24 protein-coding genes are annotated in these 25,437 nt (G+C 59.6%); 9 read left to right on the forward strand and 15 right to left on the reverse strand.

Going from position 1 to position 25,437, the window contains the following annotated elements; translation table 11 throughout:
• Positions 1-15: 15 nt before the first annotated feature.
• Positions 16-846, reverse strand: a complete 831-nt coding sequence (locus tag C1H69_RS15155) for an SDR family NAD(P)-dependent oxidoreductase (RefSeq protein WP_102654226.1) — start codon at positions 844-846, stop codon at positions 16-18.
• A 163-nt stretch (positions 847-1,009) separates the two neighbouring features.
• Between C1H69_RS15155 and C1H69_RS15160 the strand changes: the two genes are divergently transcribed.
• Positions 1,010-1,594 (forward strand): TetR/AcrR family transcriptional regulator, encoded by a 585-nt coding sequence (locus C1H69_RS15160; RefSeq protein WP_165789501.1) that lies wholly within the window; start codon positions 1,010-1,012, stop codon positions 1,592-1,594.
• A gap of 319 nt (positions 1,595-1,913) precedes the next feature.
• Here C1H69_RS15160 and speB read toward each other — a convergent pair whose 3' ends face one another.
• From speB to C1H69_RS15195, 7 genes are all read right to left on the reverse strand, one after another.
• Positions 1,914-2,903 carry an agmatinase gene (gene speB / locus C1H69_RS15165; protein WP_102654228.1) on the reverse strand — a complete coding sequence of 330 codons (990 nt, stop codon included), beginning with the start codon at positions 2,901-2,903 and terminating at the stop codon, positions 1,914-1,916.
• Positions 2,904-2,927: 24 nt separating this feature from the next.
• Entirely contained in the window at positions 2,928-4,205 is a 1,278-nt protein-coding gene (locus C1H69_RS15170) for a M20 family metallo-hydrolase (RefSeq protein WP_102654229.1), read from the reverse strand.
• Positions 4,206-4,215: 10 nt separating this feature from the next.
• Positions 4,216-4,935: a DUF1989 domain-containing protein gene (locus C1H69_RS15175; RefSeq protein ID WP_102654230.1), complete on the reverse strand. Its 720-nt coding sequence runs from the start codon at positions 4,933-4,935 to the stop codon at positions 4,216-4,218.
• A gap of 37 nt (positions 4,936-4,972) precedes the next feature.
• Positions 4,973-5,773 carry an amino acid ABC transporter ATP-binding protein gene (locus tag C1H69_RS15180; protein WP_102654231.1) on the reverse strand — a complete coding sequence of 267 codons (801 nt, stop codon included), beginning with the start codon at positions 5,771-5,773 and terminating at the stop codon, positions 4,973-4,975.
• The gene (locus C1H69_RS15185) at positions 5,760-6,458 is read right to left on the reverse strand and encodes an amino acid ABC transporter permease (RefSeq protein ID WP_102654232.1); all 699 of its coding nucleotides are present in this window, start codon (positions 6,456-6,458) and stop codon (positions 5,760-5,762) included. Before C1H69_RS15185 ends, C1H69_RS15180 begins: the two co-directional genes overlap by 14 nt.
• A 22-nt stretch (positions 6,459-6,480) precedes the next feature.
• Entirely contained in the window at positions 6,481-7,137 is a 657-nt protein-coding gene (locus C1H69_RS15190) for an amino acid ABC transporter permease (RefSeq protein ID WP_102654233.1), read from the reverse strand.
• A 66-nt stretch (positions 7,138-7,203) separates the two neighbouring features.
• A complete protein-coding gene (locus tag C1H69_RS15195; RefSeq protein WP_102654234.1) occupies positions 7,204-8,031 on the reverse strand; it encodes a transporter substrate-binding domain-containing protein in 828 nt (275 codons plus the stop codon).
• 161 nt (positions 8,032-8,192) lie between these two features.
• On the opposite strand from C1H69_RS15195, the gene C1H69_RS15200 reads away from it, so the two are divergent.
• Entirely contained in the window at positions 8,193-9,137 is a 945-nt protein-coding gene (locus tag C1H69_RS15200; RefSeq protein ID WP_102654235.1) for a LysR family transcriptional regulator, read from the forward strand.
• 49 nt (positions 9,138-9,186) lie between these two features.
• Here the strand turns inward: C1H69_RS15200 and C1H69_RS15205 are convergent, their stop codons facing one another.
• The 6 genes from C1H69_RS15205 to C1H69_RS15230 all read right to left on the reverse strand — a co-directional run bounded on the left by C1H69_RS15205 (position 9,187) and on the right by C1H69_RS15230 (position 15,345).
• Complete coding sequence (locus C1H69_RS15205; protein WP_102654236.1) at positions 9,187-10,452, reverse strand: amidase; 1,266 nt, start codon at positions 10,450-10,452, stop codon at positions 9,187-9,189.
• A gap of 45 nt (positions 10,453-10,497) precedes the next feature.
• Positions 10,498-11,898: an amidase gene (locus tag C1H69_RS15210; RefSeq protein WP_102654237.1), complete on the reverse strand. Its 1,401-nt coding sequence runs from the start codon at positions 11,896-11,898 to the stop codon at positions 10,498-10,500.
• 16 nt (positions 11,899-11,914) lie between these two features.
• Positions 11,915-12,385: a RidA family protein gene (locus tag C1H69_RS15215; RefSeq protein WP_102654238.1), complete on the reverse strand. Its 471-nt coding sequence runs from the start codon at positions 12,383-12,385 to the stop codon at positions 11,915-11,917.
• Positions 12,386-12,487: 102 nt separating this feature from the next.
• Positions 12,488-13,762, reverse strand: coding sequence for a TRAP transporter large permease (locus C1H69_RS15220; RefSeq protein ID WP_102654239.1), 1,275 nt, complete (start codon positions 13,760-13,762; stop codon positions 12,488-12,490).
• A 15-nt stretch (positions 13,763-13,777) separates the two neighbouring features.
• Entirely contained in the window at positions 13,778-14,299 is a 522-nt protein-coding gene (locus C1H69_RS15225) for a TRAP transporter small permease (protein ID WP_102654240.1), read from the reverse strand.
• Positions 14,300-14,343: 44 nt separating this feature from the next.
• Positions 14,344-15,345 carry a TRAP transporter substrate-binding protein gene (locus C1H69_RS15230; RefSeq protein WP_102654241.1) on the reverse strand — a complete coding sequence of 334 codons (1,002 nt, stop codon included), beginning with the start codon at positions 15,343-15,345 and terminating at the stop codon, positions 14,344-14,346.
• A gap of 330 nt (positions 15,346-15,675) precedes the next feature.
• Here C1H69_RS15230 and C1H69_RS15235 point away from each other — a divergent pair, with 330 nt between their 5' ends.
• The gene (locus tag C1H69_RS15235) at positions 15,676-16,407 is read left to right on the forward strand and encodes a FadR/GntR family transcriptional regulator (protein ID WP_102654242.1); all 732 of its coding nucleotides are present in this window, start codon (positions 15,676-15,678) and stop codon (positions 16,405-16,407) included.
• Between the two features lie 178 nt (positions 16,408-16,585).
• The gene (locus tag C1H69_RS15240; RefSeq protein ID WP_102654243.1) at positions 16,586-17,176 is read left to right on the forward strand and encodes an IS110 family RNA-guided transposase; all 591 of its coding nucleotides are present in this window, start codon (positions 16,586-16,588) and stop codon (positions 17,174-17,176) included.
• A gap of 214 nt (positions 17,177-17,390) precedes the next feature.
• On the opposite strand, the gene C1H69_RS15245 is transcribed toward C1H69_RS15240, so the two are convergent.
• The gene (locus C1H69_RS15245; RefSeq protein ID WP_102654244.1) at positions 17,391-18,182 is read right to left on the reverse strand and encodes a GntR family transcriptional regulator; all 792 of its coding nucleotides are present in this window, start codon (positions 18,180-18,182) and stop codon (positions 17,391-17,393) included.
• Positions 18,183-18,292: 110 nt separating this feature from the next.
• Here C1H69_RS15245 and C1H69_RS15250 point away from each other — a divergent pair, with 110 nt between their 5' ends.
• From C1H69_RS15250 to C1H69_RS15270, 5 genes are read left to right on the forward strand one after another with little or no spacing between them, the layout of a single operon-like run.
• Entirely contained in the window at positions 18,293-20,413 is a 2,121-nt protein-coding gene (locus C1H69_RS15250; RefSeq protein ID WP_102654245.1) for a TRAP transporter permease, read from the forward strand.
• 59 nt (positions 20,414-20,472) lie between these two features.
• Entirely contained in the window at positions 20,473-21,453 is a 981-nt protein-coding gene (locus C1H69_RS15255; protein WP_102654246.1) for a TAXI family TRAP transporter solute-binding subunit, read from the forward strand.
• Positions 21,454-21,463: 10 nt separating this feature from the next.
• The gene (locus C1H69_RS15260; protein WP_102654247.1) at positions 21,464-22,819 is read left to right on the forward strand and encodes a class-II fumarase/aspartase family protein; all 1,356 of its coding nucleotides are present in this window, start codon (positions 21,464-21,466) and stop codon (positions 22,817-22,819) included.
• A complete protein-coding gene (locus C1H69_RS15265; RefSeq protein ID WP_102654248.1) occupies positions 22,812-24,254 on the forward strand; it encodes a class II fumarate hydratase in 1,443 nt (480 codons plus the stop codon). The genes C1H69_RS15260 and C1H69_RS15265 overlap by 8 nt, the downstream gene beginning before the upstream one ends.
• On the forward strand, positions 24,244-25,401 hold the full coding sequence (locus C1H69_RS15270) for a mandelate racemase/muconate lactonizing enzyme family protein (protein ID WP_102654249.1): 1,158 nt from the start codon (positions 24,244-24,246) through the stop codon (positions 25,399-25,401). The genes C1H69_RS15265 and C1H69_RS15270 overlap by 11 nt, the downstream gene beginning before the upstream one ends.
• Positions 25,402-25,437 lie beyond the last annotated feature (36 nt).

Below are 25,437 nucleotides of genomic sequence, written 5' to 3' on the forward strand. Positions count from 1 at the left end.
GATGCCTTGGCGATCTCATCCGATACCAAGCAACTGCTCTGAGCGCTCCCATAGCCGTTGCGCCAGATTGGTATCGAGAGCTTGAGGATTGTTGCGCCTGGCAGGCTTGAACTTCTCGTAATAGGCGCCTGAGATCCAGTCGATGCCGGGCCTGCCTTCAGCCAGCCAGACCAGTTGCGCAGCACCCTTTTCGGGAGTGATGAAGGTGGCGCGGGTGAGCGGAAAGCTGGTGATGAATTTCATCAGCCTGCTCGTCGTGTTGGAGCCAAAGCTGGTCGCGACAATACCAGGATGGAACGCGGCGGCCGAAAGACCCTTCGGATGATAGCGCTGGTGCAGTTCCTTTGTGAACAGGATATTGGCGAGCTTGGCCGTGCCATAGGCGCGAATGGACGAATAGTTCTTGTCCTGATCGAGATCGTCGATGTCCAGCTTGCCTGACATTCGCGCGCCGGTACTGGAGGTTTGGATCACCGAGGCGTTGTTTTCGATCAGCTTGTGCATCAGCAGATGAGTCAGCAGGAACGGGGCCAGGTGATTGATCTGGATCGTCTGCTCGAAACCATCGACGGTCTTTTTCCGGTCACCGAATACGCCGCCGGCATTGTTGGCCAGTACGTCGATGCGCTTGCAGGTGCTATCGAGGTCGGCAGCGAGCTTGCGCACATCATCGAGCCGGGTGAAGTCGGCCAGAAAATACTCGGCGCCGATCTCCCGGGCGACACTTTCGGTCTTCTGCGGTGAGCGTCCCACCAGCACGACGCGGTGGCCGTTCTTGTGCAATTGCCGCGCGGCGGCGGCGCCGATGCCATCGCTGGCACCCGTGATGACGATTGTTCGTGACATGACTTATCCTTTGTCGACAGGCAGTCTCCACCATCGGAAAGCCGGTGGTGGTTGACTTTCATCGCTCTATGTCATAAAGTGCTGTATATGTCAGTGACTGTCAAGATGGTGGGATCATTTGAGTTCGCAAACGAGCAGCCTCCGGGACCGCACCCGCCGCGCCGTGCAGAAGGAGATCGCCGATGCGGCTCATGCCCTATTCGTCGAGCGCGGTTATGAAGAAACGAAGATTGACGACATTGCCGCTGCGGTCGGCATGTCGCAGCGCAGTGTCTTCCGGTACTTTGAGACCAAGGAAGAACTCGTCATCGGCAAGTTTGACTTTGCTGCGGCAGCTATGCTGGCGATCGTGCGGGACCGGCCGATGGAGGAAGCGGTGTGGGTGTCGCTCAGGCGAGTCTTCGATGAAATGGTCGCACCTTGCGACGACCCTGGGCAGCGTCCGGCGGCTGTCTCCATCTTGAGTGTCGTGTTCGGAACGCCGGCGCTGTTTGCCGCCTATCTTCAGAAAATGCATCAGCTTCAGGAGGCGATTGTGGAGGCATTGCTCGAGCGTGCCAACGCCGCTGGCCGCCCTTATGCCGGGGATGACCCCGCCCCTCGTGCGCTCACAGCTGCTGCCTTCGGATGTCTGGTCGCAGCGCAGCATTCCTGGTTGGCTGGCGGGACTACAAAGACTTTCGCCCAGGCTTTGGACCAGGCGATGGCAGCGGTGCGGTCACCGCAAGTTCCTCCTCGAACCGGTTAGTCATTCTGGATGATCGGTAGGTCGCGGCAAATTGTTCCCGGAGAAATAGCCCCTTTTTTGAGAGTGCCCCATCGAAAGCAAACCGGGCAGAAAACCACCCCTGTCGAGCCGTTCCGGGTAGCGACGCGAGCTGTGATCGATGAACCGGCAGGAGTCGGCCTCATTTGTGGTCGTTCGTGAAATCATTTCCGGTATTTTGAAGGAGACATCCCCGCTTCAAAGCGGGGATGTCCGAGCGTGCGGGGTGAGCCATTCGCCATCATCGGACGTCGAGACGCGCGACCGCGGGGTTGTCAATTATCGATCTGATGAGAGCGAGTCATGATGGGGATGACTGCAACTGAGGCTCGGTGAGCAGGCACAGCAGCTCGTACATCAGGGTCGCGCCCACCAGCGCCGTATTGCCGCTGGGGTCGAAGGGCGGCGCCACTTCCACCACGTCGGCACCGATCAGTGGCAGGCCGCGGAAGCCGCGCACCAGCTGTAGTGCCTGCAGGCTGGTTAGCCCGCCCACCTCCGGCGTGCCGGTTCCCGGAGCGAAGGCCGGGTCGAGGCTGTCGATATCGAAGGACAGGTACACGGAGCCGCTGCCCACCACCCGCCGTGCCTCGGCGATCACTCCCTCGATGCCCAGCGCATCGACCTCTTCCATGAATATCACCCGCATGCCCATGGCATCGGAGTAGTCCCAGCCCTGAGTGGTGTTCTGGGCACCGCGGATGCCGATCTGCACGGTACGCACGGGGTCGATCAGCCCGGCCTCGCAGGCCAGCCGGAAGGGGCCGCCGTGATGGAATTTCGAGCCCTGGAACACGTCCCAGGTGTCGGTGTGGGCGTCGATGTGGATCAGCCCCACCGGACCATCGGCGGCTAGGCCGCGCAGGATCGGGTAGGTCACCGAATGATCGCCGCCGGCGCTGAGCGGAATCACCCCGGCTTCGCGTATGGCACGATAGTAGGCGGCGATGTCGTCGGAGACTTGCTCGAGGTCGTACACCGAGGTGAAGCGTACGTCGCCGATATCGGCGATCCGCGCCTGATCGAAGGGATCGAGGCGGGTGACATGGTGGATGCCGCGCATCAGGCTCGACTGGTTGCGGATTTCCCGTGGGCCGAGGCGGGCGCCAGGGCGGTTGCTCACACCGCCGTCGAAGGGAATGCCCACCAGGGCGATATCCAGGCCGTCGAGCGTGTCGGCCAGCGGCGCGCGCAGGAAGCTGGCGATTTCGCGGTAGCGCGGCTCGAGGCGCGGCACATAGGGCTCTCCGCTGGCGGCGTTGCGGGTGCTGGCGTTGGTCGGGCGTGACATCGGGAACTCCTTGCTGATAAGGGCCTAGGCGCCAAGGCGCGCCAGGCTGGCGGCGAGCAGCCGGGTGCCGGACACCGCATCGTCGAGCTCGGTGTGCTCGTCCGGATGATGGCTGAGGCCGTCGCGGCAGGGCACGAACAGCATGGCGGTGGGGCAGTACCCGGCCAGGTGGATGGCATCGTGGAAGGCGCCGGAGACCAGATGCGGGGCCTGCAGCAACAGGTCGTTGGCGGTGTCGTCGAGCAGCGTGGTCAAGGAGGCGGGGAAGGCCACCGGGTCGATACATGACAGTGGTGTCAGCGTGGCCCGGCAGCCGTTCCAGGTCTGCTCGGCGAGCAGCCGGAAGCTGGCCGCCAGAGCGTCCAGCGTCGTGGACTCGGGGTGGCGCAGGTCGATGCTGAAGGTGACTTGGTCGGGAATGGTGTTCACCGAGCCGGGGCTGACCGCGAACCTGCCGATGGTGAAGCGTACCCGGTCCTCGTCGTCCCGCGCCGCCTCGCGCAGCGATGCGGCCAGCGCGCAGGCGCCCTCGAATGCATCGCGACGCATGGCGCGTGGCGTGGTGCCGGCGTGGTTGGTGCTGCCGGTCACCGTGACCTCGAACCAGTTCACCCCCTGGATGCCATCGACCACGCCGACCGGTGCACCGGCGCGCTCGAGGATCGGGCCCTGCTCGATATGCAGTTCGACGAAAGCGTGCATCGGCGTGCCGAGCGGTCGACGCGGCACCCCGGCGGCATCCAGTGCGGCCAGGCAATCGTCCAGCGCGGCGCCGAAGCTCAGGCCGTCGGCGTCCACGATGGCGCGGGTCTCGTCGAGTCCACGTACCCCGCAGAACACCGCCGAGCCCGAGGTACCGGGGGAAAAACGCGCGCCCTCCTCGTTGGTCCAACTGACCAGCGACAGCGGCCGGCGTGGGGCTATCCCGGCGTCCTTGAGCGCGCGCAGCGCCTCGAGCCCGGCCAGGACCCCCAGCGCGCCGTCGTACTTGCCGCCGGCCGGCTGGCTGTCGAGGTGGCTGCCGGTGACCACCGGGTTCAGGCCCGGCTCGCTGCCGGGCAGGTCGAGGAACACATTACCCACGGCATCGACACTGGCTGTGGCACCCAGCGCGGCAGCCTGTTCGGCCAGCCACAGGCGCGCACGGGTGTCGTTGGTGTCGAGCGCCAGGCGTGCCACGCCGCCATCGTCGCGTGCGCCGAAGGTGGCGAGGTGGACCAGGTCGCGTTCGAGGCGTGACGGGTTCACTGCCGCGGCGATGGTCGCGGCGTCGATCGCCGTGCTCGTGGTGGAATCGGCCATGGGCGTTTCCTCAGTCGTGGACTTCGAAGTGCACCTCGACGGGGGAGCACGCCTCGCCGTTGATCGGGATGATGTCCTGGGGGCAGGCGGACATGGCGACGACGCAGTCCATTTCGGCACGTAGCTCGACGTAGTCCCCCGGCCTGGAGACCGGCGGACACCAGTCGACCTTCATCTGGCCGTTGACCGGAATGTTCATCCACAGGTTGAGCGGCTGCGGGACTTCCGGGGCGTCGATGCCGATCGCCTTGACCGCCAGGCGCAGGTTGTCGGCACAGTTGTCATGGTAGCCTTCCACACCGAGTGTCATGTAGCGGAACAGGTCGCAGGCGGCCATCAGGGTATCGTGGATGCCCGGTGAGGTGTCGGCGGTGAGGGTCATGATCGGGCGCCGGCGGTTGCTCATCAGCGGGTCGCCGACCCGGGGGATCAGCCCGCTGATCCAGGCGCGACCGTGTTCCCAGGACATGAACTCGTTGAGATTGTCGGTGCTGAAGGCCCAGGTGTCGCACACCTGGGTGCCATGGGTGTTGATGATACGAAGGGTCTGGCCGGCCTTGAGGCGCACCGCGCGGCCGCTGCGGGCGGCGACTTCGTAGCGCTCGCCGAGGATGGGCGTGCCGTCCGCGGAGATCGGTGTCTCCAGGGTGCGATTGTGGCCGCAGGGTTCGCTGTTGCTGCGCGGTAGCCGATCGATGCGGGCGTGGTCGAAGCGGGTCTCGGTGCTCATTGTGTGCTCCTTCTGATTGTTGGGGAACATTCGGGTATCAGTCGATATGGCGCTCGCGCCATGTGTTGAGAAACTGCTTGAGGCGCGCGCTGCGCGGCTGGCGGAACAGGATGCTGGGCGGGCCGCTCTCGACCACCTGGCCTTGGTCCATGAATACCACGCGATTCGAGACATTGGCGGCGAAGCCCATCTCGTGGGTGACGATGACCATGGTCATGCCGTCGGCGGCGAGCTGCTTCATGACGTCGAGTACCTCGCCGACCAGCTCCGGGTCGAGCGCCGAGGTGGGTTCGTCGAAGAGCATCACCCGCGGCTTCATGGCCAGCGCACGGGCGATCGCCACGCGTTGCTTCTGGCCGCCGGAGAGGCTTTCGGGAAAGTGGCCGGCGCGCTCCGCGAGGCCGACCCGCTCGAGCATGGCCATTCCCTCGGCCTCGGCGTCGCGTCGCGACAGGCCGTTGACCAGCCGCAGTGCCTCGGTGACGTTCTCCAGCGCGGTGCGGTGGGGCCACAGATGGAAGTGCTGGAATACCATGCCCACCGGCGCGCGCACCTCATCGATACGCCTCTCCCCGGCGCGCACGCGCATGCCGCCGCGCTGATCGTAGCCGAGCAGCTGGCCGTCGATGTAGACGCTGCCGTTGTCGTAGGGCTCGAGGAAGGCGAGGCAGCGCAGCAGGGTCGACTTGCCGGAGCCGGAGGGGCCTATCACGCAGACCACCTCAGAACTGTCGAGCCGGAAGTCGATATCGCTCAGCACCTCGAGGTCGCCGAAGCGTTTGCTGATACCGTGGGCCTCGACGATGGCCCGGGGGGCGATGGTGTCAGCCGTGGGCATGGGCGGGGTCTCCTTTAGGAGTGACGTGGCGTGGTTGGCGGTTGGCCAGGCGCTTCTCCAGCGCATAGCCGCCGCGGGCGATCAGTTCGATGATCATCCAGTAGAGCAGGGCGACGGCGAGGTAGGGCTCGATCACACTGAATGTCTGGTTGACGATGGTGGTGGCATTCTTGGTCAGGTCGTCCACCGAGATGATCGAGATCAGTGCCGACTCCTTGACCAGGATGATCAACTGGTTGGTGCCGGGGGGCACGATCAGGCGCAGCATCTGCGGGATCTGGATACGGGTGAGGGCATGCCAGCGGGAGATGCCCAGCATCCTCGCCGCCTCGAGCTGGCCCTTGGGGATCGACTTGAAGCCGCCGCGATAGATCTCGGCGAAATAACCGGCGCCGTAGAGGCCGATGCCGGTGACCCCGGCGATCTCGGCATCGAGGCGTATGCCGATGCTGGGGCCGCCATAGTAGAGCAGGAACAGCAGCACCAGCAGCGGGGTGCCACGGCATAGCTCCACGTAGCAGGCCACCGGGTAGCCGAACAAGCGCGGGTTGGAGAGCCGCAGCGCGGCCAGCACCAGGCCCAGCGACAGCGCCACCAGGCAACCCAGGAAGCAGATCCACACGGTGTTCCACAGCCCTTGCAGGATCAGTTCGCGGGCTTCCCAGAGCAGGGCGAAATCGAACATGTGATAGCTCCTCGGGATGTTCCTATTCGGTGGCCAGACCGCCGGCCATGCGGCGCTCGAGATGGGCGCTGATCCGGGCCAGTACCAGGTTGACCGCCAGGTAGAGCACGGCCGCGGCGAGATAGGTTTCCAATGGCTGGAAGGTACGCGAGGCGATCTGTTCGCTGACGCGCATCAGTTCGGTCACGGCGATCACCGAGACCAGCGAGGAGTTCTTGAGAATGGTGATGATCTCGTTGGTCAGCGGCGGCAGGGTGAGGCGAAACACCTGCGGCATGACGATGCGCCGACGGGTCTGCCAGGCGGAGATACCGGCCATGCGTGCGGCTTCGATCTGGCCGGCGGGGATGTGCGCGATGCCGCTCCTGAAAATTTCCGACTGGAACGCGGCGGTATTCAGCGTCAAGGTCAGGATCGCGGCGGTGATCGGTGCCACCTCGATGCCGATTTCCGGCAACAGGTAATAAACCAGCAACAGCTGCAGCAGGATCGGCGTGCCGCGCCAGAAGCTGCGATAGAGCCCGCAGGGCCAGCGCACCAGGCGGGACTGGCTGGTCAGGCCGAAGGCCAGCAATATTCCCAGCACCAGTCCCAGCGCGATGGCAGAGAGCGAGACCACCAGGGTGGTGGTCAGGCCCTTGATCAGAACCGGATAGTGATTGAGCAGAATCTCGAGCATGAGGCACCTGTCGAGAAGAAGAGAGGAGAGGGGCGGCTGTGCTGGCCGCCGCCCCTTGGGCCTGAATCACTCCGCGGCAGGCAGCTCCAGCGGCAGGTCCATGGGTGCGCCGAACCACTTCTCCTGCAGCTCGGCGAGGGTACCGTCCTCGTTGAGGCGCTGGATCTGCTCATCCATGAAGGCGTTGAGCGAGGCGCTCTCGTCGTCGCGACGGCCGGCCCAACTGAAATAGACCGGCTCGCCGAAGGTGCCGACCACCTCGAACACGTCGGGGCGGGTGCGCTCGGCCTCGAGCAGGTTGGGCAGGCTGTTGATCACCACGTCGACGCGACCGGTGCCGAGGTCGGCGTAGGCTTCGTCGACGCCGGTGTAAGTGCGGATATCGGACAGCGGCGTGCCGGCTTCCTCGAGCTCGGCGGCCAGGGCCTCGAGCGCCTGGAGCTGGGCCGAACCGGCCTGGGCGGCGGCGACCTTGCCGCCGATGTCCCCGGGCTCGCTGATGTCATCCTCGCCGGCACGCTTGAGGATCGCCATGGTGGCATCAGCGACCGGCGCGCTGAGGTGGTAGCGCGCCATGCGCTCGGGGGTGGCGGTCACCGAAGTGATCACGTAATCGAAGCGGTTGCGTTCCAGGCCGGGCAGAATGCCCTGCCACGGCAGGTCCATGCGAATCAACTCGACGCCGTCGAGCTCTGGCATGATGAGTTCCATGATGTCGGCGGAATAACCGACGATCTCGCCATCCTCGATGAACTCGAAGGGCGCGAAGCGTGCCTCGGTGCCCACCGTGAAGGTGCCTTCGGATCTGATGTCGTCCAGCAGATCAGCCTGGGTGGAGGTGATCAGACCGGCGCTGAGCAGCAGGCCGACGGTGATGGAGGTAATGCGTTGCATGGAGTGGCCCTCTTGTTGTTGATGGTCGTCCGTTCTGCTTGTGCAGGCGAATCGGAATAACGCCCTTGAGTTAAGCAGGGGTCATGCAACAATAAAATTGTTATCTTTCGATGTATGCACCCATATTTTTGATGTAACGCGCACTATAGTAGGGCTTGCCGATGAAACTCTCCGCAGCGGATCTCAAGAGCCTGTCAGTGTTTCTGGCGGTGGCCGAACATCGTGGCTTCGCCGGCGCCCAGACCGCCCTTCATATGAGCCAGTCGGCGGTCAGCTTTCATATTCGCGCCCTGGAGGAGCGGGTCGGTTTCACGGTATGCCGCCGCGGCCGTCAGGGCTTCGAGCTCACCGATCGTGGCGCCATCGTGCACGAGCGGGCCAAGGCGCTACTGGCCTCGGTGGATGACTTCGACAGCGAGATGAGCGAGCTGCGCAGCTCGGTCTACGGCACGCTACGCCTCGGCGTGGTCGACAACACCATCATGGACGTGGATCTCGACCTTCAGGGGGTGATCGGCGAGTTTCTGCGCAAGAACCCACGGGCGCGGCTGAACATCACGGTGGGCAGCCCCGACCGGCTGATCGGTGAGATCGCCAACGGCGAGGTACAACTGGGCATCCTGCCGGAAACCGCGCAGATGGAGGGATTGCAGCACCGCCAGGTCTATACCGAAATGCACGGCGTCTACTGTGCCACGAGCCACCCCCTTTTCGAACGCGATACCCATGGCTTGAGCATCGAGGAGATCATCGAACACCCCTTCGTGGTGCGACCTTATGCCAACCTCCAGGAACTCAAGAGCTTTCCCGGCGCCCGGGTCGGTGCGCACGCCTCCAACATGGAGGCCCAGGCGCTACTCATTCTCAGCGGCCATTTCATTGGCAACCTGCCGCACTACTATGCCAACCACTGGATCGAGCGCGGCGAACTCAAGGCGCTGCTGCCCGGCCAGGTCGAGATCGCCTCGCCGTTCTGCGTGGTGACCCGTGCCGGGCGGCGGCCCTCGCTGATCGTGCGCAATTTCATCCAGGAACTGGTCGCGCGGCTCTGGCAGCAGTCGCACCTGGCTACCGACCCGCTGGCTGCCGACGAGCTGGTGTCATAGGCGGCGCCGAATTGACCGTGTCGTCACCTTTTGGTGGAACCGTTTTGGGTCATGTCATCAGTACGCCGGCGATGGCGAGCAGATGGGCATCCTTGAAGCGGTCCGCGACCAGCTGTATCCCGACCGGCAGGCCTTCCGACGTACGATGCATCGGTAGGTTCAGGCAAGGGCCGCCCAGCAGCGTCCAGGCTCGCGAATACAGGGGGTCTCCTGTGCTGTCCAGGCCTTCGGGGGCGGCACCCGTGGCGCTGGGGGCCAGGATCGCGTCCACTCGCTCGGTGAAGTGGGCGGAGATCTCGTGCCTGGCGTGTTCGGCTGCTTGCCTCGACTGCCAGTAGCGCTCGAGAGAGAGTCGGCGTCCATCCTCCAGCAATGCCTGCAGTGGGCGACTCATCGACTCGCCGAAGCGGATACGCTCGCTGGCCAGAGCATGGGCAGCTTCATAGGCCAGAATGACTTGCTGGTGTGTCACGAGCTCATCAAAAACCGGGCCCAGTCGCAGAGGTGTGACACTGGCCCCCTGCGCTGTCAGGCGCATCGCCGCCTCGTCGATGGCGGTCTTCACGTCGGGGGAAAGCGGCGGTGTGCTTGGCAGTGGGCAGACTGCGATGCGGATGCCGTTCAGGCTCCCGAGGCGCCGGACAGGGGCCGCGCCGGTGAGGAGGCTGAACAGGATGCAGCTGTCTTCCACGCTGCGACTGAACCATCCCACGGTATCCATCGACGGGGCCAGGGCTTTCACACCCGAAGTGCTGATCGTGCCGTGCGTCGGCTTGAAACCGACGACGCCACAATAGCTGGCGGGACGAATGATACTGCCCACGGTCTGGGTGCCCAGGGCCACCGGAACCATGCCACTCGCCACGGCCGCGGCGGACCCGCTCGAGGAGCCGCCAGGAGTCAGCCGGGTGTCGTGGGGGTTGCGGGTCTTACTGGGCTGGAAGTAGGCGTATTCGGTGGATACCGTCTTGCCCATGGGCAGGGCGCCGAGCCGTGCAAGCTGGGTGACGATGGCGGCATCCATGTCGGACGCCGCTACGCAGTGGTAGCCCCGCGTTCCCCAGGTGGTCGGCATCCGCTGCGTGTCGATGATGTCCTTGATGGCTACCGGCACTCCGAAGAGCGCGGGCAGTGGCCCATCCTTGGCGGGCATCGCGACAGTGGGCTCCAGCGCCAGATATTCCCAGGCCTGAATCGACGACTCGCAGGCGTCGATGCGTTCCCGGCAGGCCGCCCACCAGTCCAGAGACGATGCATTCCCGGCGGCCAGCTGCCTCTGGAAGCCTGCGATGGTCATGTTGTCCCACTCGTTCATGCTGGCTGTCTCCTTCCCGCTCATTCTCCTCGGGATAACGGTCGCTCAGGGGGCCGGCGGCTCGCCCAGGATCTCGATACCGCTACCGAGCTGTTCTTCGATGGCTTGCCCGATGGCCAACAGCCGCGCGTCCTGCCAGGGTTCGGCCAGTACCTGTAGGCCCACGGGCATCCCCGCACTGTCCTTGCCGACGGGTAGCGTCAGCCCGCAGAGCCCCGTGAAATTGGCGATGACGGTGTTGCGCAGTGCCTGCATGTTGGCCTTGGAGTAGGCGCCCTCGGGTTTCAGGCTCTCCAGGGTGGGTGGAGTAATGGTCACGGTGGGAGTGAGCATCGCATCCACATCGGCCAGGCGCGTCGCGGCGGTCGCGTACAACCGGTCGATCACCGAGCGGCGGCGTACGTACTCCCAGGCAGGCATGTCGTCGGCGGCCCGTACACGTGCCGCGACGTTGGGGTCCAGAGTCTCGATCATGTCGGGAAGCTCGGTATTAAGGAACGCGGCGAGTTCCGCGGCGGCGAGCCCCCCCTGCTGGAATAGCGCATAGGCCTCGTCGGTGTCGGGCAGTTCCAGAGGTACCAGGCGTGCCCCGGCGGCCTCGAGCTGTCCAATGGCATATTGGACAGCTTCAGCGATGCCCGGGCTGCAGTCGTCCCAGAAATAGCGTTCCGGGATGCCGAAGGTGAGGTCAGCCAGTGATGGGGGGGCCGGTACCCGCGTTGAGCGGCGCGCCAATGCATCGTCGAGGGCATCGAAGGCAAAGGCCAGGTCGTCGACCCGGTGGGCCAGCAGGCCCGGTGTATCCAGCGTGGACGACAGCGGCACGATCTGGTCCTTGGGCCAGCGTCCCGCGGTGGTCTTGAGCCCCGCTACCCCGGTCATCGAGGCGGGGATGCGCACCGAGCCGGCGGTGTCGGTACCCAGCGCCAGGCTGGCCGTGCCGCCGACCAGTGAGACCCCGGCTCCCGAACTCGAGCCTCCCGGGGTCCGGTGGGCCAGGCGGTCCCAGGGATTGCGCGGTGCCCCCCAGTGGGCATTGGTGCCAAGTCCGCCGAAGGCAAATTCCACGGTATGGGTCTTGCCCATGATGCTGGGCAGTTGAGCGAGCAGGGCGGCCATCATGGGGCCGGGTTGCTCCCAGCGCCGGGGTAGCCGTTGCGAGGAACCCGCATAGGTCGGCAGGCCTGGAACCGCGTAGATATCCTTGATTGAAACCGGAATTCCCATCAGGGCTCCGGCATCGCCACCCTGACCAAGCAGGGCATCGGTGGCACGGGCGAAGGCCAGCGCGGCCTCGCCGTTCCAGGTCAGGTAGGCATGGTCGTGGCGGCCACGGGTCTTGTAGGCCTCGATGGCCGCCTCGGCGAGTGCGGTGGCGCTCAGTGTGCCGCCGCGAAGTCCCGCATATTGCTCGCGTAGCGGTAAGCTCAGAGAAGAGAGGGTCATGGCGTGCTCCTGGGTGTCAGTCGCGAATCTCGAAGATCGATTCGACCTCGACCGCCGCATTGCCCGGCAGCGTGGCCACACCGATCGCCGTGCGGGCATGGCGTCCCGCTTCGCCGAACAGGTCGATGAACAGTTCCGAGGCGCCGTTGATGACCAGCGGCACGTCGTGGAAGCCCGGTGCGACGTTGACGAACCCGTTCATGCGCACGCAGCGCACCACCCGGGCCATGTCGCCATCCACCGCGTTGCTGAGTGAGGCCAGAAGGTTCAAGGCGCAGGCCTGGGCGGCAAGCTTGCCGGTTTCCAGGTCGAACTCCGCGCCCACTTTTCCCGGGTAGAGCACGTCGCCGTCCCGTTCGCAGATCTGTCCGGCCAGGAACAGCTGGTTGCCAAGCCGTGACCAGGGCAGGAAGGCGCCTCGTGGCCGGGGAATGTCGGGCAGGGAAAGGCCGCGTGCCGCCACGGCATCCACAATGGTGTGTGTCATTTTCTGTTGTCCTTGTAGTGAGTTCGCACGTTTGGGTGTCGATTCGTCTCGGGCAGTTGCTCGGTCGCTTGTGATGCACTCGCTTGCATGTCCCGTATCTCCTCAGTAGAGCAGTGATGGTAGCCAGGTGCTGAGCCATGGCACGTAGGTGATGACGATCAGCGCAACCAGCATGATCAGGATCAGGGGGATACAGGCTTTGAAGACCTCCAGGAGAGGCATTTTCGAGATGGCCATGGCAACGAAAAGGTTCAGGCCGACCGGGGGAGTGATCATGCCGACGGAAAAGTTGACCAGGGTGATGATGCCGAAGTGCACGGGGTCCACGCCCACTTGGGCGGCGATCGGCTGCAAGAGCGGAGACAGCACGATGATCGCCGAGGCACTGTCGAGGAAGAAGCCGGCGATAATCATCACGACGTTCAAGAGCGCCATTACCTGAAGTGGGTCATCGGTCATGGACAGCACCTGGCTCGCCAGTTGAGTCGGGGTGCCGGTGATCGCCAGGAGCCAGGAGAAGGCGGAGGCACCCGCCGTAATCAGAAGAAGGGTGGCCGAGACCAGGCCGGCATTGCGCAGGGTGCCGAACAGGTCATGCAGGCCGATTGTCCGATAGACGGCCATGCCGACGAACAGGCCGTACATGCAGGCGACCGCGGCGGACTCGGTGGGAGTAAAGATGCCGGTATAGATGCCACCCAGCAGGATGACGGGGAGGCCCAGGCCCCAGGCGGCAGCCTTGAACGCCGCGCCGATCTCTCGTAATGATGGGAACGGTGCACGTTCATACTTCTTGAAGGAGGCGTAGATCATGCAGTAGGCGATCAGCAGCGAGCCGATGAGGATGGCAGGCAGCAAGCCAGCGGCAAACAGCCGGCCTACCGAGGTGCCGGTCACCGAACCATAGATGATCAGGGCGATGCTGGGCGGGACGATAGGGCCCAGAGTGCCTGACGTGGCGATCAAGCCGATGGCGAATCGCTTGTCGTAGCCGGCGGCCACCAGGGCCGGAAACATGATGGTGCCGATGGCCACTACCGTCGCGGGGCTGGACCCCGAGATGGACCCGAAGAACAGGCACGACAGCACGGTAGCGGCAGCCAACCCGCCGGGTACCCATCCGACCAGGGCCTTGGCCAGGTTGATGAGGCGTTCCGACAACCCCCCGATGCGCATCAGTTCGGCGGCCAGAATGAAAAACGGAATGGCCATCAGCGAAAAATTGTTCATTCCCGTGAACATGCGCATTGGCACAATCACAGGGCTGGTGGTGCCGAAGAACTCGATGGCCAGGAAGACGGAGAAGGCCAGTGCCGCGAAGATAGGCAATCCCAGCAGCAACACTGCAAAGAAGATGGGAAGAAGTGCCGTGATCATGAGGAACTCCAGTCGTTAGACGAGCTTGTCTTTCTCGGCGGCTAGCTCCGCGGAGAGGCTGACCGGTGGCTTGGTCCAGGCTTCGTGGATTACCCACAGGTAGCGAATTATCAATAGGACGCCCGACACGCCGATAGGCAGGTAGAACCAGGCCATGGGCAAGCGTAGAGCGGCGGTCAACTGGCCCCGTCCAAGCGTGCTGAAGTAGAGCTGGAAACCGTAGAACGTCAGAAAACCGGCAAAGGCGATGCCCAGCAGCGCGGCAATGATGTGCAGCCAGCGGTTGATGAAAGGGGGAGCGAGCGCATTCAGTACGTCGACGGAAATATGCACGCCGTGGCGCACCCCCATGCTGGCACCGACGAAGCTCATGCAGATGATGGAGTAGATCACGACTTCCTCGGCCCAGAAGAGCGAACCGTTGAAGCCATAGCGATAGACGACTTGGATGGTGGTGAGGATGGTCGCGATCGACATGAACACGACCATCGCCACGCTTTCCAAGCGATCAAGTAGTTTATTGAGCGCTTCGAACATGGTAAGTCCACTAGGTTAGTAGAGGCGTCGAGTGAATCCTGGTATCAGTAGTCGATACCCACCACGTCATACACCTTGTGCAGGAGGTCGGTGGTGACCACGCTCTCGTATTCCTGATGCACCGCCATGCTCGCTTCGATGAACGCCTCGCGAGCCTCCGGCGTGATCTCGGTGATCTCGATCTCGTCGCGGATAGCTTCCATAATCTGCTCTTCATCCTGCTGCGTCAGCTCACGTGAGGCGGTACGACCGTTGTCGAAGGCCTCGATCATCACCTCCTGTAGATCCTCGGGCAGTGATTCCCAGGCGTCGCGGTTTATTACCGTGGCGTAGGCGTGGTAGGCATGGTTGGTCAGCGAGAGATAGTCCTGCACCTCGTGGAAGCGCATGGTGTAGATGTTGGCCAGAGGGTTCTCCTGGCCGGCGACGACGCCCTGTTGCAGGGCGTTGTACACTTCGGTGAAGGCCATGGCGGTGGCGTTGGCACCGAAGTTCTCATAGGTGGAGATGATGATGGGGGCCTGCATGGTGCGTATGCGGATTCTTTGCAGATCCTCGGGGCCCTCGATGGGGCGCTCATCGTTGGTCATGTGACGGAAGCCGGCGCCCCAGAAATTCGCCGCGTACATATTGTGGTCGTGCAGCGTGTCGAGGATCTCGCGGCCCACCTCGCCATCCAGCACTTCGACCATGGTGTCGTAGTCGGGAAGCAGGAAGGGCAGGTCGAGGATTTGCATGCGCGGCTCGAAGTTGCCCAATGTTGCGGTCGGCGGAATGCCGATATCGACCAGCCCCATCTGGATCTGCTCGATGATCTCCACGTCACCGCCGACCTGGGCGGCGGGCAACACATTGATTTGAATTCTGCCGTCGGACTTTTCCTCGACCTCCTCCTTGAAGCGAAGTGCTGCCTGACCGTTCGGCGTATCCTCGATCAGCACGTGTGCGAAGCTGAAGGTGTACTCGGCCGCATGGGCCTGGCTCATGCCAAAGGTGGCCGCCGCCATCGCGGCCACCAGTGATACCTTGGTCAGTGTATGGTTCATTTTCAGCACCTTGTTGGTTTATTGGTGTGCATCTTGGTGTCGTCAGGGTTCTTGGCCTCGCGGTGACTCGTCTTGCGCGCACTCAAGCCGATCATCGGCCGGCAGGACACCAGCCGCTGTGGCATCGTCTCGTGTCGACGTGGTTCGTGATCCCACTGACAGAACTGGTGTGCAGACATCTGATGTCTGACGTCATGCTAGACTGATGATCGAATCCTTTGCAAGACGGAAATGGCAGCCTGTCACCTCGGACGGCCTGTCAAGGCGTAATCTATTGACCTGTCGATGATTTGCTGTCAGCAGTTTCCTATAACACAACGAGATGCCTGCATGAGTTTGAAACGTCAGCCCAACGTACCTTCCACATCCCTTGAGAGATTTGGCAGTTCCATTGACCGCAGCTCGGTTGCCCTGCAACTCCTCGAGCGCATAAAGGGAGCCCTCATCAATGGAGAGCTCAAGCCTGGAGACTACTTGCCATCGGAAACCGAACTGACTCAAAGCCTGGGCATTGGCAAGTCCAGCGTTCGGGAAGCCATCAAGATGCTGCAGGCCGTCGGTATCGTGGAGGTGAGGCGCGGGCAGGGCACCATGATCCGCCGCGAGCCCGGCGACCCGCTGGTGGACCCCATGGCATTCGGCATGATCCTGGCACGAGGCATGACCCGCGACGTACTCGAGTTCCGGCGCATGTTTGAGCCTGCATACACGCTCCAGGCCATGCAGAACGCAATGCCGGAGGACCATGCCCGAATCCGGCAGACCATCGAGGCCTTGGAGGCAGCGATCGTGAACGGTGAGCAGACTGCCCGACACGACATGGCTTTCCATCGGGCGATTCTGCATGCCACCCACAACCCGATGACCATCCGGGTGGGGGAGACGCTGATACAGCTCATCGAGGCGGCATTGGAAACTTCCATGCAGACCCTGCCGGCAGTGGCCCTCAAGGACCACAGGGCGATCTATGCGGCGTTTCAGGCTGGCGATACAGAGGCCGTCAAGTCGGCCATCGAGGTGAGCAGCAAGAGTTGGGAAACCAACCTCACCTATATCGATTGATGGAACCGCTGGGAAAAGGCGCCTGCGGCGCCAGTCGCGATGGGTACCAGCGCTCCTACAGGCTGGAAAAAGCCGCTGTTGGAAATGGGATGGACCCGTCCCCCCATGTGCCAAGATGGGTTTAACGCCATCTGGGTGCATAGGGCACTACACGGCATCCTGAAAGGAGGGTCCATCCATGAAACAGATTAGCATCGTCGGGATTGATCTCGCCAAGCATGTCTTTCAACTTCATGCGGTCGATGCCCACGGCCACCGAGTCTTCCGCAAGACGGTTCAGCGCGATCAATTACGACGCGAACTGGCTCAGCTACCGCCTTGCCTGGTGGCCATGGAAGCCTGTGGTGGCGCCCACTATTGGGCCCGTGAAGCCCAGGACCTGGGGCATGAGGCCCAACTGCTGCCGCCCCAATGCGTCAAGCCCTTCGTGTCAGGGCACAAGAACGATGCCCGGGACGCGGCCGGCATTGCCGAAGCCGCCGCACGACCGGCGACCCCGCGAGTCACGATCAAGACCCCGACGCAACAGACGCTACAGGCCATCCATCGCGTACGCTCCCGGCTCTCTCGGGAGCGCACGGCCGTGGGCAACGAACTGCGGGGTCTGCTGGGGGAATTCGGCATCATCATCCGCCAGGGACACGCGGTAATTCGCCAGGGCCTGGTGCGCGCCTTGATCGATGAACAGCGACCGGCGCTTGGCGAGGAGCTGTGCTTACTGATGGATAACTGGAAAGGTATATGGAGCTCTCCTCGTTTACCAGTATGAGGCGCCTCTTTGGCTCACTGGAGAGCAAATGGTCGGGCGGTCAACGCTATAGAGCCCACGAGGTGGCACGACGTGACGTGATTTTGGATACAGCAGCTGCCGCTTCATTCATCCTTAGACTACCGGATTTCAAGGGAGGTCGAGCTAACAGCTGCGGCTTGGGAATGTGTCTTCTATAAGTTTAACAGAGCATCATATTCCTTGAATGTATAAGCTATTTTTCAGCCTTAACATAAGCCTCTGGAGAAGAAAGAGATGTTGTCGATGACGACAAATTCTTGGGACGTTTAATGGAGGAGGTATATGTGTATCGGCTCGATGGATGTATGCTAATTGCCATTAATAACAATGAGTTATGAGTGTCGTAGTAATGGCGTGTTATTTCTAAACCATATTCTTCCGACAAACAGTTTAATGCTTTTGCTGTATCGCGTGAAATTCCTACTGCTCGAATGGATTGACGTATCTCATCTATTGTGACGCCGTAGTCTTCGCAGATTTTATTCACCACAAGCCCTGAATATCCATGCACTTTTTCTGCTACTGTTGCGTAAGCACTGTCAATATAGATTTCGGTTAAACATATCGGTGTCTGCTGTTGTCCGCTCTCGTAGCGAAGTGTCGTCACGTGTGCCCAGCGTCGACCAGGCTTATCATCGAGCCGACTGGCCAATTCATAATCCGCCACGATAGTTTCAACCTGTATTACCTCTCGTATAGTAGCAGAGTTGTAATAAACCAAATCTTCCACCGTAGTAGCTGACGGATTGTATCCCGAGCTAGGGCGAACAGAATCTACTCTTGTTCCCACCCCTTTATGCCGAGAGACCAGGCCAAGTAACACAAGCTGATTGAGAGCCGCCCGAGCGGTGGCGCGGCTGACACTATGCTGCTCTGCCATTTCGCTCTCGGTAGGGAGGTAGCTGCCCAGCGGATAGAGCCCATCGCTGATTTCTTTCACGTAGCGGGATGCCAGCTGGGCATACAAAGGTCGTTGTTTAGCCATATCGTGGAGCCTTGCTCAGGATGTGTAGGCCCAAAGTATCATTGCGGCACCTTCAGGGCTATGTGACTTTGTACGTACAAAGTCATTTATGCGTACAAGAGAGGGGCCCGATGCCGCGTAACCATGAAGGTCAGCCAGCGGAGGAATTGACTGATAACGTTCAGGAAATCGCCAATGACGCTGAAAAGTATGATTTTGGTGCAAAAATCCGGCCGCTAACCGGTTGGCAATTTGCCATGGTGTCTGCTCTGGGTGTTCTCTACAGTGCGTTTCACCTCGCCGTACTTAACATTTTGCCGTTGGATGAATGGGTATTTCGCGCCATCCACGTCAACATGGCAGCGGTCATTGCGTTCACGGTCTACTCGACCTTCGGTCGTTCCGAGCGATCTCGCGCTCCTTGGTGGGACTTAGCGCTTGGCGCAATGGCGATTGTGTGTACTGCTTATATCTGGTGGCAGTTAGATGGATTGATCGTCAGAACTGGTGTGATGATGACGACTTGGGACGTCATTATCGCGACGGTGGGCATTTTCATCGTTATTGAATTTGCTCGCCGATCTGCTGGGCTAGCATTACCTATTTTGGCCATGGTTTTCCTGTTGTACGGCATTATTGGGCCCTGGCTTCCCGGCGTCTTGTTTCATCGTGGATTTGGATTTGGAGAATTCACCACTTTCGTATACAGCATGGAAGGGGTGTTCGGCATCACCACGGCGGCAGCAGCCCAGTACATTGTGCTTTTCGTGACGTTCGCGGCCTTTCTACAGGTATCAAAAGTCGGCGATCTCTTCATGAATTTGGCTTTTGCGGCGATGGGACGAGCCAGAGGCGGCCCGGCCAAGGCAGCGGTTGCGGGTAGTATTTTCTTTGGCATGATTAGTGGTAGCGGTGTGGCGAATGTGGTCGCATCAGGCACTTTTACTATCCCGGTTATGCGGCGCGTAGGATATCCACGCAGCAGTGCCGGTGCCATTGAAGCTGCTGCTTCGACCGGCGGGCAGTTGGCTCCTCCCATTATGGGGGCCGGTGCCTTTATCATGGCGGAAATCACCGGCATTCCATATACTCATATCGCCTTGGCTGCCATACCACCATGCCTGCTTTACTATCTGGCTGTCTACATTCATGTGGATCTTGAGGCCATCAAGAAAAATATTCATGGTCTGCCGCGTTCGGAATTACCCAAGTTTCGCCCCATGCTGCGGGAAATCTTTTTGCTGCTGCCATTGGGAACGCTACTTGCCTTCCTCATTACAGGTTATTCTATAATCGCCGCGGGCTCGTGGGGTGTCGCTACAGCTGTATTAGTGCTGCTGAGGAACCAACTGGCCTTGGATAGTCGCTGGTTAGCGACGCCCTTGGTTGTGCTTATTCTGGCGATAGTCCTCCTCCCGGGTTTGCCGGCAAACACCTACGGTGTGTTAACCATCGTTTCTGGGTTTTTGGCGCTAACGGTGGGCTACTTATACGAACGACCAAAGACCGCTTTGTTTGAGGTTTTTGGCAACGTTGCGCGAGACATCCTCAAGGCACTCGAACAGGCCAGCCGGCAGTCGCTGCAATTAGCAGCCGTATGTGCTTGTGCTGGAATAATCGTCGGGGTGATCGGCCTTACTGGCCTGGGTGGGCGCTTCTCGGCATTACTCTTGAGTGTGGCGGGACAGAGCGAGATCATCGCGTTGATTTGTGCCATGTTGGTTGCACTGATACTGGGTATGGGCATGCCAACCACTGCGGCCTATGCAATTGCTGCAAGTGTTGTAGCACCCAGCCTACAACGTATGGGAATTGAACCTCTTTCAGCTCATTTCTTTGTCTTCTATTACGCCGTTATATCGACGATTACTCCACCGATAGCCTTGTCTGCATTTGCTGGTGCTGCGTTAGCAGGCGCTAATCCGTGGAAAACATCTTTTAAATCAGTGCGCTATGGCATTGCGGCATTTATCGTTCCTTTCTTGTTTGTCTACCATGATGAAATCTTAATGCAGGGGGAATGGTATTCGATCATACAAGTCGTAACGACTGCTGCGATAGCCGTCTGGATGATAGCCATTGCCAGCGAAGGTTGGTTTAGAGGAGCACTGAATCCGCTCATGCGCGTCCTGTTCACAGTCGCAGCTGTTTGCCTATTCGCGGGGGGGATCTATACCGATTTGATCGGACTAGCACTAGGAGCTTGCTTAATTAAATCTCGTTATTTTCCGGCAGGGCGCCTGGCTCAATAGCTGGAATAAAAACGGCGAGGTAGCCACTCGTCAAACATTAGTAATAAAGGAGTTTAACCATGATGCGTTACATTGTAACTACATTGGGTGTGTTCGTACTTTCGACCTCAGTCAGTGTTGCACAAGATCAATCAGACTGGCCGAGTAATATAGTGATCGGTACGGCATCTCCAGGCGGAACACATGCTATCTACGGTCAAGGCCTTGCTTCGATCATTTCAAACCACTTGGATATGCCGGCCTCTACACAACAAACACAAGGCCCTAATCAGAATTTGGTGCTTACCCAGATGAATCGGATCGATATCGGACTAACCACAATGGGGCCGGCATATGAAGCATGGACGGGTGAGCTTGAACTTAACCCTGGGGTTGAGCATCAGGATGTCCGGGCTCTGATCCCCATGTACATCACACCCTTCCAAGTAGCATCACTTGAGCGTTCGGGAATCGCTTCGGTTGAAGACCTTGATGGAAAAATCGTGGGTACAGGGCCACGGGGAGGCACCGGTGGTACGTACTGGCAACGTTGGTTCGATGCGCTGGGACTCAATGTCACCATTCGAAATGGACCGCTCGGTGATCAAACTTCCCAACTGGCGGATGGACGTTTAGATGCTGTAGCGACAGCGGCCGGCTTACCAATTTCGGCATTCAGCGAACTCGAGGCAACCGTTCCCGCCAATGTCTTTTCTCTTTCCAACGAGCAGATCGAAGAATTGCTGCCTGACTTACCTTACGCGAGACAGTTCACGATCCCAGCCCAAACCTATGATTCCCTGGATGAACCCGTCGAATCACTAGGAATGTGGAATTTCGTCATCGTAAACAAAGACATGCCTGATGACTTGGCATATGAAATCGTGAAGGCTGTATTCGATCATCATGACGAGCTATTGGCGACACACTCTTCGGCTGCGGAGACGTTGGTGGACAATGTCGTTGAAAATGACTTCTTGTGGCTGCATCCAGGTGCCGTACGTTACTACGAAGAGCAAGGTATTGAGCTTCCCGAAGGCGCGCTTCCCCAAGACATCTAGGAATAGTTATATGCAACTTAATGAACAAATTTCCGCCATTGATTCTCCTTGGTTCGGTAAAAGCTTTACCGATCCGGAAATGCGACGAATTTTTTCGTCTTATCGCTATATCGAGCACTGCATCGATGTGGAAGTTGCTCTAGCCAAGGCGCAAGCGCGCCTTGGTCTTATTCCAACTTCTGCTGCTGAAGGAATCGAGAATAGCGTCGAGGTTGCTGGTTTGAACTTCGAGCGTCTGCAGCACGAAACCGATATCGTGGGTTATCCCATTTTGCCTTTGGTTGAACAGCTCTCTGCCATGTGCGGAGATGCTGGACGTTATCTGCACTGGGGTGCAACTACGCAAGACATCATGGATACTGCCATTATCCTCCAGGTGCGGGAAGGGCTTGCGTTAATTGACGCGCGGCTGAGCAGCTTAAAGGCTACCCTCGGACGCTTAGCCAAAGAGCATCGCGACACGGTGATGGCAGGGCGTACCCATCTCCAGCATGCGCTACCCATCACCTTCGGCTACAAGGCAGCTGTTTGGTTGTCCTCACTGGAACGCCACATAGAACGCCTTGAGCAGTTGCGTGAGCGTGTCTTGATAGGGCAATTTTCAGGTGCCGCCGGCACTTTAGCCTCGCTGGGTGAATCAGGGCTGGAAGTACAGGAAGCCCTGATGAAGGAACTTGAGCTAAAGACACCTTCGATTACGTGGCATTCTGCTAGGGATACAGTGACCGAGGTCGTTCAGTTCCTTGCCATGGTCAATGGCAGTCTCGCCAAGATTGCTTGTGACGTATCGATCATGATGATGACCGAGATCGGTGAGGTGTCGGAGCCCTTCGTGAGGCACCGCGGTGCCAGCAGCACCATGCCCCAGAAACAAAATCCGGTGGCTTGCGAATTGATTCTAGCGAGCGCCAAAGTGGTAAGGCAGCATGCCGGACTCATGCTGGATGCCATGGTTCATGACTTTGAGCGAGCGACTGGTCCTTGGCATCTGGAGTGGTTTGCCATACCGGAAAGTTTTGGGCTTACATCAGGGTCATTGTCGCAGTCGGTGCATATGCTCGATGGTCTTGTCGTCGATAAAGCCAATATGAAACGTAATCTCGACATGTCGAAAGGGTTGATCGTATCTGAATCCGTGATGATGGCCCTGGCGCCAGAGATTGGCCGTAAGCCGGCACACGATCTTGTCTATCTCGCTTGTCGCAAGTCAATCGAGACCGGACAGCCGCTTCTCGAGATACTGATAAAAATGCCTGAAGTCACCGATACGCTGACGACGGAAAGGCTAACCTGGCTCCTCGACCCCGCCAACTATGTCGGCACGGCCCCGCAAATGGTCGACAGAATGGTGGCCAGTCATGAGTAAGGCTGACACAGTGGTTCGTCATGAAAGCGATGCCGAAGGTGTGGTCGACATACCAGCTCATCGTTACTGGGGCGCACAGACGCAGCGTGCGCTGGAACTCTTTACGGTGGGAAATGAGAAGCTTCCCTCTCGTATCGTGCACACCTTTGGTTGGCATAAAGCAGCGGCAGCTTATGCCAATCAACAATTGGGATGTTTGCCGCACTCGATGGCAAAGATCGTCGAAGAGGCTTCACTTGAAGTCGCCTCAGGTCTTCTTGACGACCATTTTCCGCTCCCCTTGTGGCAGACCGGAAGTGGCACGCAAACGAACATGAATGCTAATGAGGTCATTGCCAATCGGGCCAATGAGCTGCAGGGCTTTCCCTTGGGGTCCAAGCATCCAGTGCATCCGAATGACCATGTCAATCGGAGTCAGTCGTCGAACGACAGCTTTCCTACCGTCATGAATGTGGCGGCCACTCTGGCTGTTAGAGAAGACTTGCTCCCTGAGCTGAAGCGCTTGGAAGCGGTGTTTACCACTAAGGCTGCGGAGTTCAGCCAGGCCATGCGTATTGGACGCACTCATCTTAATGATGCCGTTCCGATGCTGGTGGGCCAGAGCTTCGATGTCTATCGACGGCAAATCGAACTTGGTATCGGCCGAATCAAGGAAACACTGGTCCGCCTTGAGGAAGTGCCCCAAGGCGGCACGGCGATTGGCACAGGGGCGAACGCCCCCAAAGGATTTGATACGTTTTTTTGTGAACGAATGTCGGCATTGCTATCCATTCCTATTCACCCAGCACAGGTGAAAGGCGAAGCGATGTCAGCGCATGATGCATTGGTGGAGCTTTCTGGAAGCCTGAACGGCTTGGCCGTTACGTTAACCAAGATCGCGAATGATATTCGCCTGTTAAGTGCAGGCCCACGCAGTGGTATCGGCGAATACCTGATTCCTGACGATGGCCTCAGCTCCTCGATCATGCCGGGGAAGCGCAATGCGACGGTAGCAGAGGTATTAATACAGGTTTGCCAGCGAGTGATGGGGAGTCATGTCACCGTGACACACGCCGGGGCGTCAGGCCTGTTCGAGTTAAATGTCGCCAAGCCGGTACTTATCCATGCCGTACTAGAATCCATCGAGCTGCTGACAGATGCTTGTGGGGTCTTCCGGGAGCGTCTGCTCATTGGATTAGCGGTGGATCGGGAAAGGCTGGAAAAGAATGTCTCGATGTCCTTGATGCTAGCTACGGGCCTATCGCCGCTGATTGGGTATGACAAAGTGGCAGAGATATCCCGTAAGGCCCAGAAAGAGGGAACATCGGTGCGCGATGCTGCGCTGGCGCTTGCCTATGTGTCGCCACAAGATTTTGACTCCTATACGGCACCTTCTTCTATGCTGGGCCCATTCGCGTCCGTAACGGTACCGATCAGGAGCGTTGATGAAAATTAATCGAATAACAGAAAAAGACTTGCCCATTTCGTCTCCGGGATCGAATGCGGTCGTTAATTTTAAAGGTCTCACCACCAGTGTAGTCATGATAGAAAGCGATATTGTTCGTAACGGCAAGGCCTTGGTGGGGTATGGTTTCGGCTCCATTGGAAGATGGGGAGTAGGAGGGCTACTCAGGGAACGCTTCATTCCACGCCTGATGGCTGCACCTGCGGACACGCTGCTAGATGATGCAGGCCTTATCGATCCCTTCCGTTGTTGGGAGGTGGCCATGGCCAACGAAAAACCGGGCGGGCACGGTGAGCGTGCGGTGGCGTTGGGAGCACTTGACATGGCGCTATGGGACCTCTTGGCCAAGGCAGAAGATGTGCCTTTATGGCGGCTGTTGGCGAACCGCTTTCGTAACGGAGTCGCGGATGAGAGAGTGGAGGTATATGCCGCTGGTGGTTATTACGAGGAATCCCATTCGCTTCAGGTCTTGAAAGATGAAATGCAACGCTATTGCGATCTTGGCTATACGTCAGCCAAAATAAAAATCGGTGGAGCTGTACTCAGCGAGGATATGAAACGGATTGAAGCAGCCATCTCGGTATTAGGTAGTCCAAGCGCCTTGGCGGTGGATGCGAATGGACGTTTCGATCTAAAAACCGCATTGAGTTATGCGGAAGCGATCGAACCATTAAAGTTACGCTGGTACGAAGAGGCTGGAGATCCTCTTGACTACCGTTTGCAGGCGACATTGGCCGAACATACCAGCACCCCATTGGCGGGCGGCGAAAATATCTTCTCATCTCAGGATGCCAAGAACTTACTCCGTTATGCCGGTATGCGCCCCGACCGTGACATCCTTCAGTTTGACTGCGGTCTATCTTACGGACTACCTGACTATCTCAAGACGTTGTCATTAATGGCGGAGCATGGATGGTCATGGCGTTCTGTGCACCCTCATGGTGGCCATCAAATGTCGTTGAATCTGGCGGCGGGCCTGGGTCTGGGAGGCAACGAGTCTTACCCTGGGGTTTTCCAACCATTAGGAGGGTTCGCCGATCACATTGTGATCGAAAACGGGTCAGTACGTTTGCATGATACTCCCGGTATAGGCTTTGAACTCAAGCCCAAACTTTGGGACTGGCTTCGGTCCTTATAACTCCTTCAACTGAGCAGGTGAAATGCCTCGGTCGGC

This window comes from Billgrantia endophytica (assembly GCF_002879615.1).
Classification (GTDB): Bacteria; Pseudomonadota; Gammaproteobacteria; order Pseudomonadales; family Halomonadaceae; genus Halomonas; species Halomonas endophytica.

Coding starts and splice junctions, on each gene's coding strand:
- speB (WP_102654228.1), bottom strand. CDS start 2,903: ATGTCACGCCCGACCAACGCCAGCACCCGCAACGCCGCCAGCGGAGAG.
- C1H69_RS15270 (WP_102654249.1), top strand. CDS start 24,244: ATGAAAATTAATCGAATAACAGAAAAAGACTTGCCCATTTCGTCTCCG.
- C1H69_RS15195 (WP_102654234.1), bottom strand. CDS start 8,031: ATGCAACGCATTACCTCCATCACCGTCGGCCTGCTGCTCAGCGCCGGT.
- C1H69_RS15170 (WP_102654229.1), bottom strand. CDS start 4,205: ATGGCCGATTCCACCACGAGCACGGCGATCGACGCCGCGACCATCGCC.
- C1H69_RS15250 (WP_102654245.1), top strand. CDS start 18,293: ATGCCGCGTAACCATGAAGGTCAGCCAGCGGAGGAATTGACTGATAAC.
- C1H69_RS15175 (WP_102654230.1), bottom strand. CDS start 4,935: ATGAGCACCGAGACCCGCTTCGACCACGCCCGCATCGATCGGCTACCG.
- C1H69_RS15180 (WP_102654231.1), bottom strand. CDS start 5,773: ATGCCCACGGCTGACACCATCGCCCCCCGGGCCATCGTCGAGGCCCAC.
- C1H69_RS15235 (WP_102654242.1), top strand. CDS start 15,676: ATGAGTTTGAAACGTCAGCCCAACGTACCTTCCACATCCCTTGAGAGA.
- C1H69_RS15255 (WP_102654246.1), top strand. CDS start 20,473: ATGATGCGTTACATTGTAACTACATTGGGTGTGTTCGTACTTTCGACC.
- C1H69_RS15190 (WP_102654233.1), bottom strand. CDS start 7,137: ATGCTCGAGATTCTGCTCAATCACTATCCGGTTCTGATCAAGGGCCTG.
- C1H69_RS15185 (WP_102654232.1), bottom strand. CDS start 6,458: ATGTTCGATTTCGCCCTGCTCTGGGAAGCCCGCGAACTGATCCTGCAA.
- C1H69_RS15210 (WP_102654237.1), bottom strand. CDS start 11,898: ATGACCCTCTCTTCTCTGAGCTTACCGCTACGCGAGCAATATGCGGGA.
- C1H69_RS15220 (WP_102654239.1), bottom strand. CDS start 13,762: ATGATCACGGCACTTCTTCCCATCTTCTTTGCAGTGTTGCTGCTGGGA.
- C1H69_RS15240 (WP_102654243.1), top strand. CDS start 16,586: ATGAAACAGATTAGCATCGTCGGGATTGATCTCGCCAAGCATGTCTTT.
- C1H69_RS15230 (WP_102654241.1), bottom strand. CDS start 15,345: ATGAACCATACACTGACCAAGGTATCACTGGTGGCCGCGATGGCGGCG.
- C1H69_RS15155 (WP_102654226.1), bottom strand. CDS start 846: ATGTCACGAACAATCGTCATCACGGGTGCCAGCGATGGCATCGGCGCC.
- C1H69_RS15245 (WP_102654244.1), bottom strand. CDS start 18,182: ATGGCTAAACAACGACCTTTGTATGCCCAGCTGGCATCCCGCTACGTG.
- C1H69_RS15215 (WP_102654238.1), bottom strand. CDS start 12,385: ATGACACACACCATTGTGGATGCCGTGGCGGCACGCGGCCTTTCCCTG.
- C1H69_RS15260 (WP_102654247.1), top strand. CDS start 21,464: ATGCAACTTAATGAACAAATTTCCGCCATTGATTCTCCTTGGTTCGGT.
- C1H69_RS15205 (WP_102654236.1), bottom strand. CDS start 10,452: ATGAACGAGTGGGACAACATGACCATCGCAGGCTTCCAGAGGCAGCTG.
- C1H69_RS15200 (WP_102654235.1), top strand. CDS start 8,193: ATGAAACTCTCCGCAGCGGATCTCAAGAGCCTGTCAGTGTTTCTGGCG.
- C1H69_RS15265 (WP_102654248.1), top strand. CDS start 22,812: ATGAGTAAGGCTGACACAGTGGTTCGTCATGAAAGCGATGCCGAAGGT.
- C1H69_RS15225 (WP_102654240.1), bottom strand. CDS start 14,299: ATGTTCGAAGCGCTCAATAAACTACTTGATCGCTTGGAAAGCGTGGCG.